Origin of the sequence: Faecalibacterium langellae (assembly GCF_002549775.1) — a bacterium.
GTDB classification, from domain to species: Bacteria; Bacillota; Clostridia; order Oscillospirales; family Ruminococcaceae; genus Faecalibacterium; species Faecalibacterium langellae.
In genome coordinates this window covers 40444-55954 of sequence record NZ_NMTR01000009.1, presented here as the reverse complement: position 1 = coordinate 55954, position 15511 = coordinate 40444, and the positions used below count along the sequence as shown (strand labels likewise).

At 60.5% G+C, this 15511-nt stretch carries 16 protein-coding genes and 2 tRNA genes; 12 read left to right on the top strand and 6 right to left on the bottom strand.

Translation table 11 applies throughout. From position 1 onward, the window contains the following. Positions 1-273 precede the first annotated feature (273 nt). The 10 genes from CGS49_RS03430 to CGS49_RS03385 all read left to right on the top strand — a co-directional run bounded on the left by CGS49_RS03430 (position 274) and on the right by CGS49_RS03385 (position 8552). A complete protein-coding gene (locus CGS49_RS03430; protein WP_097800519.1) occupies positions 274-831 on the top strand; it encodes a prolyl-tRNA synthetase associated domain-containing protein in 558 nt (185 codons plus the stop codon). A 19-nt stretch (positions 832-850) separates the two neighbouring features. Beyond that, positions 851-1558, top strand: a complete 708-nt coding sequence (gene rsmG / locus CGS49_RS03425; RefSeq protein WP_097800518.1) for a 16S rRNA (guanine(527)-N(7))-methyltransferase RsmG — start codon at positions 851-853, stop codon at positions 1556-1558. A 159-nt stretch (positions 1559-1717) separates the two neighbouring features. Further along, the gene (locus tag CGS49_RS03420) at positions 1718-2515 is read left to right on the top strand and encodes a ParB/RepB/Spo0J family partition protein (RefSeq protein ID WP_097800517.1); all 798 of its coding nucleotides are present in this window, start codon (positions 1718-1720) and stop codon (positions 2513-2515) included. A gap of 876 nt (positions 2516-3391) precedes the next feature. After that, positions 3392-4225: a ParA family protein gene (locus tag CGS49_RS03415; protein WP_097800516.1), complete on the top strand. Its 834-nt coding sequence runs from the start codon at positions 3392-3394 to the stop codon at positions 4223-4225. A gap of 18 nt (positions 4226-4243) precedes the next feature. Further along, on the top strand, positions 4244-5113 hold the full coding sequence (locus CGS49_RS03410) for a ParB/RepB/Spo0J family partition protein (RefSeq protein ID WP_097800515.1): 870 nt from the start codon (positions 4244-4246) through the stop codon (positions 5111-5113). Positions 5114-5274: 161 nt separating this feature from the next. Then, on the top strand, positions 5275-6606 hold the full coding sequence (gene serS, locus CGS49_RS03405) for a serine--tRNA ligase (protein WP_097800514.1): 1332 nt from the start codon (positions 5275-5277) through the stop codon (positions 6604-6606). A gap of 202 nt (positions 6607-6808) precedes the next feature. Beyond that, positions 6809-6885: transfer RNA gene (locus CGS49_RS03400), tRNA-Met, on the top strand. Between the two features lie 93 nt (positions 6886-6978). Further along, a tRNA-Glu gene (locus CGS49_RS03395) sits at positions 6979-7050 on the top strand. A 210-nt stretch (positions 7051-7260) separates the two neighbouring features. Further along, positions 7261-7644 carry an ABC transporter permease subunit gene (locus CGS49_RS03390; RefSeq protein ID WP_097800513.1) on the top strand — a complete coding sequence of 128 codons (384 nt, stop codon included), beginning with the start codon at positions 7261-7263 and terminating at the stop codon, positions 7642-7644. Beyond that, a complete protein-coding gene (locus CGS49_RS03385; RefSeq protein ID WP_343215853.1) occupies positions 7641-8552 on the top strand; it encodes an ABC transporter substrate-binding protein in 912 nt (303 codons plus the stop codon). Before CGS49_RS03390 ends, CGS49_RS03385 begins: the two co-directional genes overlap by 4 nt. Before the next feature lie 64 nt (positions 8553-8616). On the opposite strand, the gene CGS49_RS03380 is transcribed toward CGS49_RS03385, so the two are convergent. The 5 genes from CGS49_RS03380 to CGS49_RS03360 are packed head-to-tail and all read right to left on the bottom strand — an operon-like array spanning position 8617 to position 12192. Then, positions 8617-9273: an HAD family hydrolase gene (locus CGS49_RS03380; protein WP_097800512.1), complete on the bottom strand. Its 657-nt coding sequence runs from the start codon at positions 9271-9273 to the stop codon at positions 8617-8619. Positions 9274-9286: 13 nt separating this feature from the next. After that, a complete protein-coding gene (locus CGS49_RS03375) occupies positions 9287-10642 on the bottom strand; it encodes a YdbT family protein (RefSeq protein ID WP_097800511.1) in 1356 nt (451 codons plus the stop codon). Next, the gene (locus CGS49_RS03370; protein ID WP_097800510.1) at positions 10639-11070 is read right to left on the bottom strand and encodes a hypothetical protein; all 432 of its coding nucleotides are present in this window, start codon (positions 11068-11070) and stop codon (positions 10639-10641) included. Before CGS49_RS03370 ends, CGS49_RS03375 begins: the two co-directional genes overlap by 4 nt. Continuing rightward, positions 11067-11732 (bottom strand): potassium channel family protein, encoded by a 666-nt coding sequence (locus CGS49_RS03365; protein ID WP_097800509.1) that lies wholly within the window; start codon positions 11730-11732, stop codon positions 11067-11069. The genes CGS49_RS03370 and CGS49_RS03365 overlap by 4 nt, the downstream gene beginning before the upstream one ends. A gap of 46 nt (positions 11733-11778) precedes the next feature. Then, positions 11779-12192, bottom strand: a complete 414-nt coding sequence (locus CGS49_RS03360) for a potassium channel family protein (protein WP_097800508.1) — start codon at positions 12190-12192, stop codon at positions 11779-11781. A gap of 226 nt (positions 12193-12418) precedes the next feature. Here CGS49_RS03360 and CGS49_RS03355 point away from each other — a divergent pair, with 226 nt between their 5' ends. After that, positions 12419-13264: an undecaprenyl-diphosphate phosphatase gene (locus CGS49_RS03355; RefSeq protein ID WP_097800507.1), complete on the top strand. Its 846-nt coding sequence runs from the start codon at positions 12419-12421 to the stop codon at positions 13262-13264. A gap of 224 nt (positions 13265-13488) precedes the next feature. Beyond that, positions 13489-14613, top strand: a complete 1125-nt coding sequence (locus tag CGS49_RS03350; RefSeq protein WP_097800506.1) for a DUF362 domain-containing protein — start codon at positions 13489-13491, stop codon at positions 14611-14613. 52 nt (positions 14614-14665) lie between these two features. On the opposite strand, the gene CGS49_RS14405 is transcribed toward CGS49_RS03350, so the two are convergent. Next, complete coding sequence (locus tag CGS49_RS14405) at positions 14666-15286, bottom strand: hypothetical protein (protein WP_242975346.1); 621 nt, start codon at positions 15284-15286, stop codon at positions 14666-14668. Positions 15287-15511 lie beyond the last annotated feature (225 nt).

The window sequence follows — 15511 nt, the reverse complement described above, 5'->3', positions numbered from 1 at the left end:
CGGAGAAACTACCCGCCGTCCTGCCGAAAGAACCCGCTACGGCCCCACTTGTGAAAATGCGTTTGGAGCAGCCCTGCGGTTGCGCAGCAATGAAAAGCCCCAGTGGGGCTTTCAAGCAGGCGAGCGGTCTGCGATAGCAGATGGAAGGGCTTTGCCCTGACAAGCGTCGAGGCCGCGACAAACGCGAATATAAAAATAATATTTCCGCTGAAAATGCCCAGAGTGAAACGGAGGGCATTCTAAATCGTCAAACTTAGAAAGAAGCTGCAACCTATGGAAGAACTTCAATTATACGAGGGCCGTCCCGCCGACTGCACCGGGCGGCTGGAAAAAGAGGTCCGCACCTACGACCTGCTGGACAAGCTGGGCATCCAATTCTGGCGCACCGACCACGGCTGGATGAAGGCCGATACCATGGAAGACTGCCACATCATCGACGCCTGCCTGAACGCCACAGTCTGCAAAAATCTGTTCCTGTGCAACCGGCAGAAGACGAGCTTCTATCTGCTCATGATGCCCGGCGACAAGCCCTTCAAGACCAAAGAGCTTTCCCACCAGCTGGGCATCGCCCGCCTGAGCTTCGCATCGCCCGAGGACATGGAGCAGTATCTGGACTGCACGCCCGGCTCCTCCTCCATCATGGGACTTGCCAACGACACCGAAAACAAGGTGCAGCTGCTGATGGATGAGGACGTGAAAGCAGGGGAGTACCTCGGCTGCCACCCCTGCATCAACACTTCGTCGCTCAAGCTGCGCACGGCCGATGTGCTGGAAAAATTTCTGCCTGCCGTGCACCACGCACCCATCTTCGTGCATCTGACCGGCGAATAACAGAAAGGAAAAACTGCGTATGATCGATAAACAGCGCCTTGCGGAAAAATGTTCCACATGGAACATCGCCCTCACCGGCACCCAGCTGGATCAGCTGGACGCCTTTGCGGAAATTCTGGTGGACTACAACCAGAAGGTCAACCTGACCGCCATCACCGACCCCGAGGGCATTGAGGACAAGCACTTCCTCGACAGCCTGCTCTTTGCCAGCCAGCCCGAAGTGGCGGGCCGCATGGTGGACGTGGGCGCGGGCGCGGGCTTCCCGGGCATTGTGACCAAAATTTTCAAGCCTGAGCTGCAGCTCACCCTCATGGAGCCCACCGGCAAACGGGTGGAGTTTTTGAAGTACGCCTGCGCCCAGCTGGGCCTGACCGGCGTAGAGTTCGCCAAGGAGCGCGCCGAAGAAGCTGCCCGCAAAGGGTGGCGTGAGCAGTTCGATCTGGCGTCGGCCCGCGCCGTGGCGGCCCTGCCCATGCTGGCCGAATACTGCCTGCCGCTGGTGAAGGTGGGCGGCAATTTCCTCGCCATGAAGGGCGCTTCCGGTGAGGAAGAACTTGCCGCAGCCCGCGGTGCCATCAAAAAGCTGGGCGGCGAGTACAAAGAGACCCGCACCCTGCACCTGCCGGGCGGCGACACCCGCACCCTGATCCTGTGCAAAAAGATTTCGCAGACTCCGACAGCCTACCCCAGAAACGGCGGAAAAATCGCAAAAAGCCCGCTGAAATAACGACGCAACGCGAAGAATTTGCAAGACCCTGCCGAACGAATTGTCTGGCAGGGTCTTTTGTTGTGTGGTACACTGGGCCCAGAACGCGAGATTTTCCACACTTTCCCGGGAAAATGTGGAAAACAAAACCCATGCATTGTGTGAAAGGGGAGTGTATCCATGTTTGAACGCAGAAAACAGGCAGGCAAAATTTATTCCCTGCCCATCGACCAGATCCGGCCCTCGCCGTTTCAGGCCCGGAAAGAGTTCGACGAGCAGGAGCTGGCCGCGCTGGCCGTGAGCATCCGGGAGAACGGTCTGTTACAGCCCATCTCGGTGCGAAAGATGTCGGACGGCGGCTACGAGTTGGTGGCAGGGGAGCGGCGGCTGCGGGCCTGCCGTTTGGCCAAGATGACCACCATCCCGGCCATCCTCTGCACCTACGCCGACGAGCAGACCGCCGCGCTGGGGCTTTTGGAGAACCTCCAGCGTGCCGACCTGAACCCCTTCGAGCAGGCGCAGGGGCTGAAGGACGTGATGGTGCTGTGGGACTGCACCCAGGCCGAAGCAGCCAAGCGGCTGGGCATGGCACAGCCCACCTTTGCCAACAAGCTGCGGCTTTTGCAGCTGAACGCCGACCAGCGGCAGTTCGTGCTGGACAACAATCTCACCGAGCGCCACGCCCGGGCGGTGCTGCGTCTGCCGGAGAACCGCCGCAGCGAGGCCCTCATCAACATTGCCAAGCGCCGCATGAACGCCCGCCAGACCGACCTGTACATCGAGCAGCTGCTGAACAGCACCGGCAAGGGCGGGCACCGCATCTCCATGGTGAAGGATGTGCGCATCTTTGTGAACACCATTGACCACGCCATCCGCCTGATGACCGACAACGGCGTGCCCGCCACCGCCCACCGGGAGGAGAAGGACGGGTACATTGAATATACGGTGCGCATCCCCACCGCTGCGGCCGAGCGGTAATTGTTCCATGTGGAACAGGGGACGATAGAATGCTTCCCGGGCAGAGCGCGGGCGAGCGTTTCAAGTTTTATGGCTTTTACAAAAGGCAGCGCCTCTGGGACGCTCCGCTGGGCCAGAGGCAGGGAGGGGTGTTTCGACTCCCCCCTCCCTTCCTCTGGACTCCACCCACCCCACAACGAATTAAGGGCTGCGCGCCCTTAATAATCCCAAAGCAGAAGTCGAAGCGGAAAAATGCTAGCCGCTTCGCTCAGATGGGTTGCGGTGCCCAGCGTCCACTTCGTGCCTTGAGCGGCACTCGTGTCCTGCTGACCGCTGCCCCAACAGCTCCTCCCTGTATCCGCCACTGGCGGCGGTCGTCGCCGTTGCACTTTTTTCTCGCTTCTCCGATTGATAGGCCCCTCAGCCGCTGCGGCGGCAGCTCCCCGCAGGGGAGCGGGTGCGCCCTCTCCGTCACCTTCGGTGACACCTTGTCCCCTTTTTGTCGCTGCGCGACATCTTCCCCCGACCGGGGGAAGTCTTTCAAAGGGAGAGGCAAGAAGCGTTCCCTCCACGGTCTTGGCTCTCCCTTCGGGAGAGCTGGCGCGAAGCGCCTGAGAGGGCTCGTTCTCCCGCAGGCCGCGACAGACGCAAAATAAAAATAATTTTTCCGCTAAATATTGCCCGGAGCGAAGCGGAGGGCATTTTAAATCCGGTTTTTGTGGTTTTAAAATCACAAAACCCCGAAAAACCCGCACAAAAACGCTTGAAAGCGGTTCAAAAAAGATTCTGGATGTGCTATACTAACAAATGAGGTGCCCGTCCGGCAGGGAAAACGGCGGGCATGACTGCGAATGTTCCATGTGGAACAACTCTTTTTCCCGGAAGGAAGAAACGTGCGTGGCAAAAATCATAGCAGTTGCAAACCAGAAAGGCGGCGTTGGTAAGACCACCACCGCCGTCAACCTTTCGTCCTGCGTGGCGGCACTGGGCAAAAAAGTGCTGATCGTCGATCTGGACCCGCAGGGCAACACCACCACCGGTTACGGCATCCCGAAGCGCAGTGTGGAGTACGGCACCTACGAGGTGCTCATCGGCCGGGCGTCGGCGGCGCAGGCCATCCGGCACACCGAGTACCGCACCGATGTCATCGGCTCCAACACCCGTCTGGCCGGTGCCAGCCTGGAAATGATCGACCTGCCCAGCCGCGAAGGCCGTCTGCGCAAGGCACTGGCCGAGGTGCAGAAGGATTATGACTTCATCTTCATCGACTGCCCGCCCAGCCTGGACCTGCTCACCCTGAACGGCCTGACCGCCTGCGACAGTGTGCTCATCCCGGTGCAGTGCGAGTATTACGCGCTGGAAGGTCTTTCGGAGCTCATCAGCACTCTGAAGACCATCCGCAAGAAGTATAACCCCTATCTCGACATCGAGGGCGTGGTGTTCACCATGTTCTCGCTGCGCTACAACCTGACCATTCAGGTGGTGGAACAGGTGCAGAAATACTTCGGGAACAAGGTGTACCAGACCACCATCCCGCGCTCCATCCGCATCTCGGAAGCGCCCAGCTACGGCCAGCCCATCAACTTCTATGAGCCGAAGGGCAAGGGCAGCGAAGCGTACATGGATCTGGCGATCGAGTTCGTCAAGCGCAATCGTCCCCACGAGCCGAAAAAGACCCGTGGCCGCAGTGCGCCCGCCGCAGAGCTGGCGAAAAATGCTCTGGAAGACTAAAGCACAGGGGGAACAGAAATGGCAAGAGGAAAAGGAGGACTCGGGCGGGGGCTGGAAAGTCTGTTTGAAGATGCTTCGCCCATCTTCGAGTCCGACGCAAAGGTGGAGACCCTGCCCCTGCGCGAGATCGAACCGGACCCGGACCAGCCGCGCAAGACCTTCGACCAGCAGGCGCTGGGCGAGCTGGCGGCCAGCATCGCCGAGCACGGCCTGCTGCAGCCCATCGCGGTGCGGCCCCAGCCCCGGGGCGGCTACAGCATCGTGGCCGGCGAGCGCCGGTGGCGTGCCTGCCGCATGGCGGGCCTGAACGAAGTGCCCGTGGTGGTGAAGGATGTCACCGACGAGCAGGCCATGGAGCTGGCATTGGTGGAGAACCTGCAGCGCGAAGATCTGGACCCGGTGGAAGAAGCCGCCGGCATCCGGGAGCTGATGACCCGCTGCGGCCTGACCCAGGAGCAGGCAGCACAAAAGCTGGGCAAGAGCCGCAGCGCACTGGCCAACAGCCTGCGCCTGCTCAATCTGCCGGAAAACGTGCTGGAACTGCTAAAAAGTGGTTTTATCAACATCGGCCATGCCAAGGTGATCCTGGGTCTGCCCACGCCGGAGCTGCAGGAGCAGGCCGCGCAGATCATTGCGGACAACCAGCTGAACGTCCGGCAGGCCGAAGCCCTGTGCAAGAAGCTGGCAAAGCCCGCAAAGGAGCCCAAAGAGCCCGAGCCCCGCGGCACCCTGCCGGTGGAGGTGGAAGAAAGCCTCAAGCAGGCGCTGGGCAGCGAAGTGAACGTGGCCTACCACGGCGGCAAAGGCAAGCTGACCGTCCACTTCTACTCGGATGAACAGCTGCGGGCCTTCGCCAACCTGCTGGGGCAGTATCAGCTGGAACAGTAAAATGCTTCTTGAGGGGACTTCCCCTCATCAGTCACCTTCGGTGACAACTTCCCCCGTAGGGGAAGCCAAAATCACGCGATCCAAGGCGGGCGACCGCCTTTGAACGGCACAGGGGAGACCGCTTCTCTGTGCGAACCGAAATAGAGCAAGGAGAGTCAATCATGCTTGATATCAAATTTGTCCGTGAAAACCCGGACGCTGTCAAGGAAAACATCAAGAAGAAATTTCAGGATGCGAAGCTCCCGCTGGTGGACGAGGTCATCGAGAAGGATGCCAAGTACCGCGCATGCCTGAAAGAAGTGGAGTCCCTCAAGGCTGCACGCAACAAGCTGAGCAAGGCCAACGGCCCGCTGTTCGGCCAGCTGAAGAAGTGCGACGACGAGGCCAAGAAGGCAGAGCTGCAGGCCCAGATCGACGCCAACAACGCCGCCGTCAAGGCCGACGCCGACAAGATGGCCGAGCTGGAGAAGGAAGAAGAAGCTCTGGCTGCCCGCATTCAGGAGATCATGTACACCATCCCCCAGATGATCGACCCCAGCGTGCCCATCGGTCCGGACGATACCTATAACGTGGAAGCACAGCGCTTCGGCGAGCCGGTCGTGCCCGATTTCCCCATCCCGTACCACACCGAGATCATGGAGAGCTTTGACGGCATCGACATGGACGCTGCAGGCCGCGTGGCCGGCAACGGCTTCTACTACTTGCTGGGCAACATCGCCCGCCTGCACGAAGCAGTGCTGGCCTACGCCCGCGACTTTATGATCAACAAGGGCTTCACCTACGTGATCCCGCCCTTCATGATGCACGGCGATGTGGTGAAGGGCGTTATGTCCTTCCCCGAGATGGACGCCATGATGTATAAGATCGAGGGGGAAGACCTGTACCTGATCGGCACCAGTGAGCACACCATGATCGGCCGCTTTATCGACCAGACTCTGGACGAGGCCACCCTGCCTCTGACCCTGACCTCCTACAGCCCCTGCTTCCGCAAGGAGAAGGGTGCCCACGGCATCGAGGAGCGCGGCATCTACCGCATCCACCAGTTCGAGAAGCAGGAGATGATCGTGGTCTGCCGCCCCGAGGAGAGCGCCGACTGGTACGAGAAGCTGTGGAAGAACTCCGTCGAGCTGTTCCGCAGCATGGAGATCCCCGTGCGCCAGCTGAACTGCTGCTCCGGCGACCTGGCCGACCTGAAGGTCAAGAGCTGCGATATTGAGGCCTGGAGCCCCCGCCAGCAGAAGTACTTCGAGGTCTGCTCCTGCTCCAATCTGGGCGATGCACAGGCACGCCGCCTGCACATCCGCGTGAAGGGCAAGGACGGCAAGACCTATCTGGCTCACACTCTGAACAACACCTGCGTGGCACCTCCGCGTATGCTGATCGCCTTCCTGGAGAACCATCTGCAGGCCGACGGCACCGTCACCATCCCCGAAGTGCTGCAGCCGTATATGGGCGGCCTGAAGGTCATGGTGCCCACCCACAAGAAGGGCTGAGAGACGCCCGACTTTTCCACAAAGGCTGAATAACTGGTTGAAAATCCCGCTTTCTGTGTGCGCAGAGAGCGGGATTTTTTCGTAGATGCGTTTGTATTTTGGCCGAGCTGAAAAAATGCGAATTTTTTAAAAATATGTGTTGACAAAAGGGGTATCTGTGGGTATAATAATAAAGCACCGTTCAAGTGCGGCAATAATATGTGGCGGTATAGCTCAGTTGGCTAGAGCATTCGGTTCATACCCGAAGTGTCACCGGTTCAAATCCAGTTACCGCTACCACTTTTACAGAGTTTCGCTAAGGTTATGGGGGACGGTCGTCCGCAGTAGTGGACGATGAAAGTCGGAGGTTTTAGCGAAGCTCTGTATTTCTAAGGCCCGTTGGTCAAGCGGTTAAGACACGGCCCTTTCACGGCTGTAACATGGGTTCGATTCCCGTACGGGTCATAAAAATGCCTTTGTGCTTTTGCACAAAGGCGTTTTTTAATTTGACCCGTACGGGAATCTTCTTATATTTATTTTTTCACCTGTCTGGAACCTTCCAGACAGGTTTTTTTTTTTTAATTCCTTGGGGACGGTAACGCCGGTCTTTTCTGCGGAAGAAGCGGCAACAGGCTTTCTCCCGATACAGCTGCTGCTTAGAACGGGAGGATGTCAATGGAAGTATTTTTGCAAGCACTGGTCAACGGTATCCTGCTGGGCGGTTTCTACTCCCTGATGGGTATGGGACAGAACATCATCTTTGGCGTTATGAACATTGTCAACTTCTGCCACGGCGAAATGCTGATGGTGGGCATGTACATCACCTATGTTCTGTATACCTACTTTGGTGTGGACCCCTACGTAGCGCTTCCCATCGTCGCAGTGCTCATGTTCGGTCTGGGTTCGATCCCCGGCGCATTCTTCGCCGGCATTTTCCTTGGCCTGCTGGAGCAGATGAGCGCGCTGTTCATCAGCCCGTCCTACAGTGATATGATCGTGTTCGTCACCTTCATCATCATTCTGGTCGTGCGTCAGGTCATGATTCTGAGGAGGCGATAAGGTGGATACCAGAAAAGCAGTCAAAACCTACCACCGCTATCTCCACCCTGGACCGTCTGACCGACGAGGACCACAAGGACTACGACTATTTCTTCCGTCTGTGCCTGCTGAACTCCGTGTACGTCGAAGATATGCTGAAGTATCTGCAGGACTCCAAGGAGCAGACCGGCAACGAGATCAAGAAGGTCGCCATCTTCACCGATAAGGCAGCTATCGGTCAGGAGCTGATCCGCTGCGTCAACCTGTTTGCACCCGACTACGGTCTGGACGTTGTGGCTGAAGTGGACTACAGCTCCAACGCCACCGACCTGTCCTCTCAGGTGCTGGCTCTGAAGCAGGCTGACCCCGACGCCATCCTGTGCGACTCCTACATCGGCGACGCAACCCTGTTCGTCCAGACCCTGAAGGAGCAGAACTACAAGCCCAAGATGATCGTTGCAAAGGCAAACGGCTTCACCGATCCTTCCTTCATCCCGAACCTGGGCGCATCCGCAAACGGCGTGGCTTCTGTTGTCGAGTTCAACCCCGACCTGACCAACGGTGTCGAGATCAACGAGGACTTCAAGAAGGTCTACAACGTCAACATGAACGGCCACTCTGCTGAGTCCTACACCGTTGTGTGGCTGTTCAAGGCTGCCATCGAGAAGGCTGGCTCCACCGACGGCGCAGCGATCCGCGATGCTCTGGCAGGCCTGTCCATCGACGGCGCATTCGAGGGCGGCCGCAAGATCGTCCTGCCGTACTCCAAGATCGAGTTCACCCCCGAGTACGAGATCGGCGGCGTGAAGCACTACCGCGACAACACCTACGCTTCTGTTGCTATCGCACAGGTGCAGGATCAGGAGTGGAAGACCGTCTGGCCTTTCGAGTTCGCATCCTCCAAGATCCAGGAAGTCACTCTGGGCTAAGCCGGGAGAACACCAAAGAACACAAAAGGGAGCTGTCCTTCGGGACAGCTCCCTTTTTGTGTCTTCAGTTGTTTTTGATATACATAAAAATATCCTCCGGCACAGCGGCCAGGGCGTCGGCCCCGGCGGCGGTCAGCTCTGCGCGGCCCCGGAAGCCCCACAGGGCCCCCATGGCGGGCAGGCGGGCGTTGTGCCCGGTGAGGATGTCCACGTCGCTGTCGCCCACAAAAAGGGTGGCAGAGCGGTCAGCACCGATCTCGTCCATCAGCGCATACAGCCCGGCCGGGTCCGGCTTGGTGGGTACACCCGGGCGGCTGCCGCGCACGGCGGCGAAGCGTCCGGTGCCAAAGTAATGCGCGATGATCTTCCCGCACAGCGGGTCCGCCTTGTTGGAGAACACGGCGCACTGGATGCCCGCCGCTTGCAGCTGGTCCAGCAGCTCCGGGATGCCCGGGTAGGGGGCGGTTTTGTCCTCTTTGTGGGCGTCGTACCGGGCCGTGAACTCGGCCAGCGTCGCCGCCAGCTGTTCCGGGGTACGCGCATTTTCCGGGGAAAAGCGTTCCACCAGCTTCGGGATGCCGTTGCCCACCATGTGCTTGAACTGCTCCACCGTAAAGGTGGGCCAGCCGTGCTGTTCACACACCCAGTTTCCCGCATCGGCAAGGTCGTCGATGGTGTTCAGCAGGGTGCCGTCCAGATCGAATAAGATGGTTTTGATCACAGAAAAAGACTCCTTAAAGATCCATAAATGAGATGTCCTCGCACCGTACGCTGCGCACCTTCCGACGGATGCCGCCCGGGAAGGTGAGGGTCAGGTTCGTGCGGCGCACCGCCACCGCCCAGGGCGACTGCAGGGCCGTCAGGGCGGGCGTCGGGCAGAAGACACAGATGTTGTGCAGATGGAAGCCGTGCTGGATGCGCAGAAGGATGCGCCCGTCCTTCTGCCACACGCCCTCGCGGCGGTAGCCCGCCCATGCGCCCAGCAGGAACACGCCGGCAATGCCGGTCAGCACCAGCAGCGGCACGGTGAGCCCGGGCAGGGTGTAGCGGGACACTGCCGTCAGCAGTAAAAACAGCCCGCAGGGGATGCCCGCCGGCAGAAAGAACAGCTTGCTGCGGTTATGAGCATTCACCGGCTCATCCGGCGGCAGGGCAAAGCCAGGCAAAAGCTCCTGCAAAAACGGCCCGTCCTCCCGCCAGACCAGCAGCGGCACTTCCGGCTGGCAGCGGCTGGCCGTGACGTATACGGGGCTGTAGTGCAGCGCCCAGGTGGCCGGGGAGCGGCGCACATCGGCAAAGCTCAGATGCCGGAGCCGGATGCGCAGCTCGTACCGGCGCACAAGGCCGCCCCGGCTGCCCAGCTGGGTGTCGGTGCGCCACACGGTGTAGTGGGCCGCCTGCGCGGCGCTGCGGGCCAGACTGGCGCAGAACAGCACTCCGCCCAGCACCAGCAGCCAGGCCGTGCCCATGGGCAGCCAGCGCGCAGCCCATGCTGCCAGCCGGTTCAGGTGGGCGAAGGCGGCAGTCTGGGCGTCCGGCGCATAAGGTTCACTCTGGCGCAGGGCCAGCACCAGCAGCGCCAGCGTGGAAAGGCTGTTGGCACCCAGCACCGCAAAGGCCAGCTTTTCGCCGCCGTGGGGCGTGTGGGCCACCGCGTCCTCCACCGGCATCATCCGGTCGGCCAGCCACTGGGCGTCCTTCCGGGTCAGCATCAGGGTCAGGCTGCGCTTCTGCCCGGCGGGGTACAGCACCACCTTGCTGGCATTGGCCAGCCGGTAGAGCAGCGGCCGCTCAATGGTCAGCGCTGCCAGCTGGCCGGCCCGCAGGCTGCGGTCCAGCCGCACACCCAGCCGCCAGCGGATGGTCAAATTGCCCTGTGCATCCACCTGCCAGCGGCTGGCGTGGAGCGCGGCGGCGCTCACCAGTGCCAGTACGGTGAACAGCACTGCGTCCTGCACAAGGGCGGTCCACAGGGCTTCCCAGTTGCGTTCGAACAGCACCTGCACCAGCGGGATGAGGTACAGCAGGATGGTCTTGCGCAGAACATGCAGCACGGCAAAGGGGTGAAAGCCCCGTTCGGCGGTGGTCATGGTGCATCCTCCGTCAGGGCGGCGGCCAGCGCCTGTGCCTGCGGGGCCGGGACGCCGGGCAGGATGAGCTGTGCGCCCGGGCAGCGCACCACCAGCACGCTGCAGCCCGCCAGCCACAGCAGCGGGGTGCGCAGCGCAAACAGGCCGGTGACGGCCTGCCGGGGCAGCTGACGCGCCGCGGGGACGGCAACACCGGCCTGCATCACGAGGTCCTTGGGGGTGAGCCATGCCGCAAAGCTGCAGCTGCGCACCCACACTTCAAACACCAGCGCCGTCCACACCGCGCAAAACACGCACCCGGCGGCGATGCTCTGCCAGAACACGAAGGGCGCGCAGACAAGGCCTGGCACCCCGGCCCAAACGCAGAGCACGGCCCGGCCCCGGGGCGGGATGACCAGCGCGGTGCGCAGCAGTTCCCGCTCGGTCATTTGCCCGAAAGGCCCCATGCATCCATCAGCAGATGCAGGGTGTCGTCCTGGGTCAGGCAGAGGATGCGGTCCCAGGGCAGCAGGGTGGTGTTGCCGTGGGGGATGATGAACTCCGCATCGCGGGTGATGCACACCAGAATGGCGTCGCCCGGCATGGGGATGTCCTTCACGGCCTGCCCGGCAAACTGGAAGTTCTCGGGCAGCAGGATCTCGTTCAGGCTGGCGGTGCCGCCGCCCAGCGAGAGCAGCTGACGGATGGTATCCGTCTCGATCTCCCGCTCGAGGATGTGGCTCAGGTTGTCGGTGCCGCACACCACGGTGTCCACGCCGAGGGTGTGCAGCAGCTCGCGGTTCTTGGGGTTGGAGGCCCGGGCCACGGTGCGGTCCACGCCGAATTCCCGCTTGGCGATCTGACAGGCCACGAGGTTGTCTTCGTCCGCACCGGTCACGGCCACAAAAGCGTCGCAGCTGGCCACGTCGGCGGTGCGCATGGTGTCAAAGCTGACGGCGTCGCCGCAGATCACCGGGATGTCCAGCGAGTCCGCCAGCGAGCGGCAGAGCATCTCCTGCGGCTCGATGATGGTCACCTTGTGGCGGTGGGCCAGAAGGCTCTGGGCCAGATACATGCCCACTTTGCCGCCGCCTGCAATACAAACTTTCATATCATTACCTCATTCTACAGAGTGGAATGGAAAAACTGCCCTGTTTTCACTTTGCCAGCGCACGGAACACCGACTGCTCGGTGAGCACGGTGGGGCAGATGGTCTCGATCTCATAGGCTTTGTGGTACAGCACCTGCAGGTGCGGGTCGGAGACCCGGCAGATGACCTTTTCCTTCCGGAAGATACTGCGGGCGATCTGCGCCGCCATCAGGTTCACCGAGTCGTCCTCGCTCACGGCGGCCACGGCGTCGCAGTTCTCCACGCCGGCCCGGCGCAGCACGTCGGGGTCGGTGGGGTCGCCCACCAGGGCGGTTCCGCCGAAGCAGTAATCGTCGAAGGCGTCCAGCCGCTTGAGCTGCTCGGGGTCCTTTTCCACCAGCGAGATGTCGTGGCCGATGTGCTCCAGATCGCGGATGAGGGATGCGCCGACCTGATCGCAGCCGATAACCAGAATGTTCATGAAAGCTCACCTCATTGTAAAAAATGATAAACCGGGTTTAAACTCTGTTTTACGTTTCGCGTAAAATAAGGGGTGAAGGGTCTTTGCCATCAGTATAACACATTTCACGGCCCAGTTACAGCCTGCGGGGCAGAAAGCTTTCCGCCGCAAAATTTTCGCATTCTGCGTGCGAACCGCCGCATAGTATGGTATACTGGAAAAAACATGTGATCACGCGCACTGCGCGATGGGAGGGGTACTTACGTTTTTTGAGATCATCAAAGCGATCCTGATGGGCATCGTGGAGGGCATCACCGAATGGCTGCCCATTTCTTCCACCGGCCATATGATTTTGCTGGAGCAGGTGGTCAAGTTCCACGCCAGCGAGGAGTTCATGTCCATGTTCCGCGTGGTCATCCAGCTGGGTGCCATCATGGCCGTGGTGGTGCTGTTCTGGGGCAAGCTGTGGCCCTTTGGCCTGAAGCAGGGCCGGGTCATCTCCAAGCCCAGCGTCTGGAACCTGTGGTTCAAGGTGGTGGCCGCCACCATCCCGGTGCTGATCATCAGCCCGCTGGACAACTGGATGGAAGACCATTTTTATAATTACATCACCGTGGCCGCCATGCTCATCCTCTATGGTGTGCTGTTCTTTGTGGTGGAGAACCGCCGCGCCGCGCCCAAGGTGACGCGCCTTGACCAGATCACCTACCGCGATGCCTTCATCATCGGCCTGTGGCAGTGTCTGGCCATCATCCCCGGCACTTCCCGTTCTGGTGCAACCATCGTGGGCGGCCTGCTGCTGGGCCTGTCCCGTGCCTGCGTGGCCGAGTTCACCTTCTATCTGGCCATCCCGGTCATGGCGGGTGCTTCGCTGCTCAAGGTGGTCAAGTTCGTACTGGGCGGTTCGGTCATGACCGGCACCGAGATCGCCGTGCTGGTGGTGGGCTGCGTGGTGGCCTTCGGCGTGAGCCTTGCGGTCATCCGCTTCCTGATGGATTACGTCAAGCGCCACGACTTCAAGTTCTTCGGTGCCTACCGCATCGTGCTGGGCATCATCGTGCTGGCGGTGGCGGCAGTTACCGCGATCGTCTGATTTTAAATGCTTGCCGCTTTGCTCTAGTATTTTTATAGTTTGCAACTCCGAAACGACTGCGGTCGTTTCGGAGTTGTTTTTCACGGGAAAAGGCCGTAAAGGCAAACGGCAAAAAACGATACCCGCCGCTTTTACGCTGCTCTTTTTCTTTGGAAAAAGTTGTGCTATACTGGAAAAAGAGAGTATGCGGCAGCGTGCCGCGCAACAAAATGGAGGAAACTGCTATGGAAGCATCCAAGGTCTATTATACAGATTTCCGCTGTCCCGTGGGCACCAGCCTGCTGGACAAGCTGCGCCGCGTGTGCATCGCCGCCGGGATCAAGGATATTGATATGGATGGCAAATTCGTTGCCATCAAGATGCACTTTGGTGAGCTGGGCAATCTGGCATTCCTGCGCCCCAACTACGCCAAGGTGGTGGCTGACCTGTGCAAGGAGCAGGGCGGTCTGCCGTTCCTGACCGACTGCAACACCCTGTATCCGGGCAGCCGCAAGAACGCACTGGAGCACCTCACCTGTGCCCAGCTGAACGGCTTCTGGCCCATGACCACCGGCTGTCAGGTCATCATTGCGGACGGTCTGCGCGGCACCGATGAGGCAGAGGTGCCGGTGCCGAACGGCGAATACTGCAAGACGGCAAAGATCGGCCGCGCCATCATGGATGCGGATATCTTTATCAGCCTGACCCATTTCAAGGGCCACGAATCCACCGGCTTCGGCGGTACTCTCAAGAACATCGGCATGGGCTGCGGCTCCCGCGCAGGCAAGATGATACAGCACGCCGCCGGACACCCGGAGGTGCAGCAGAGCCTGTGCCGTGGCTGCCACCGCTGCGCGAAGGAGTGCGGCTCCGATGCCATCACCTATGATGCAAACAACAAGGCCGTCATTGACCAGACCAAGTGCAAGGGCTGCGGCCGCTGCATCGGTGCGTGCAGCTTTGACGCCATCTATTCTCCCAACGAGTGTGCCAATGAGCTGCTGGACCGCAAGATGGCCGAGTATGCGGCTGCCGTGTGCGCCGGTCGTCCCTGCTTCCATATTTCTCTGGTGCAGGACATCAGCCCCAACTGCGACTGCCACTGCGAGAACGATGCTCCCATCCTGCCGGATATCGGCATCTTTGCATCCTTTGATCCGGTGGCGCTGGATCAGGCCTGCGCCGATGCCTGCCTGAATGCACAGCCGCTGCCGAACAGCCAGCTGGGCCAGAACCTTGCAAAGCCCGGCTGGAACTGCCACCACGACAACTTCAAGGATTCCAACCCCAACATCGAGTGGAAGGCCACGCTGGAGCAGGCCGAAAAGATCGGCATGGGCACCCGGCAGTATGTGCTGAAAAAGGTGTAAAACAAAAAAGGCGCTGACCAGTCGGTCAGCGCCTTTTGCTTGGCAAAACGAATTATGCTTCGCCGTTGGCTTCGGGTACGCAGTCGTCCAGCACGCTCTGCAGGGCCTGCCAGTTTTTCAGGGTGCAGCCGGGCAGGGTGCTGGCATCCAGGCCGGCGTCCTCAATGCGGCCGCTCATGCTCTCTTTATCGCTCAGCAGGGCCAGCGCGTCCGGCTCGATCATGGTCCAGGCCTCGGCAAAGCTCTCCTGCTCGTCGGCGTCCAGGCCATCGTACCATTCATAGAAGGCGTCCTGGATGGCTTCCGGCGTGCGGGAGGAAAGCCGTGCTTCCTCGGCCCACTGCAGCAGGGAAGCCGCCGCGATGACCGATTTCAGCGAGCAGCCGGACACGCCCGGCCCCCAGCCCAGGCAGGGCGCAAAGGCAGCGGATGTGCCGGTGATGGAGAAGATGGAGTTTTCGTCAAAGTCGCCGGGGTTCAGGCCGGACGTGTTGGCCTGCACGGTGGAGTCCGGCAAAGCCTCGCCGGAAGCCGCCGCGCTGCTGGACGCAGTGGCCGAACTGGAAGGCTCTGAGCCGGAGCTGGCGGCAGAGCTGCCGCAGCCGACGAGGGCGCTGCAGGCAATGGCCGCGCACAGCACCAGCGAAAGGATGCGTGTATATTTCAATTTCATAGCGGTGTCCTCCTTGAAGAACTGCGGCCGGAAAGCGGCGGCAGCGTCTCAAAACGATACACCCTAAGTATACGTTCTGCACCGGCGGTTGTCAATCAGCGCGGGAGGGACGAATTTCAACCCGCAGCAGCGGCTTTGCCGAAAGAAGAAAGCGCTTTTTGTGCAGTTTGCGGCCTTGACATTTTTCGCGGTTGGCGGTTGACTACAGATAGGTCCCCCGTCTGC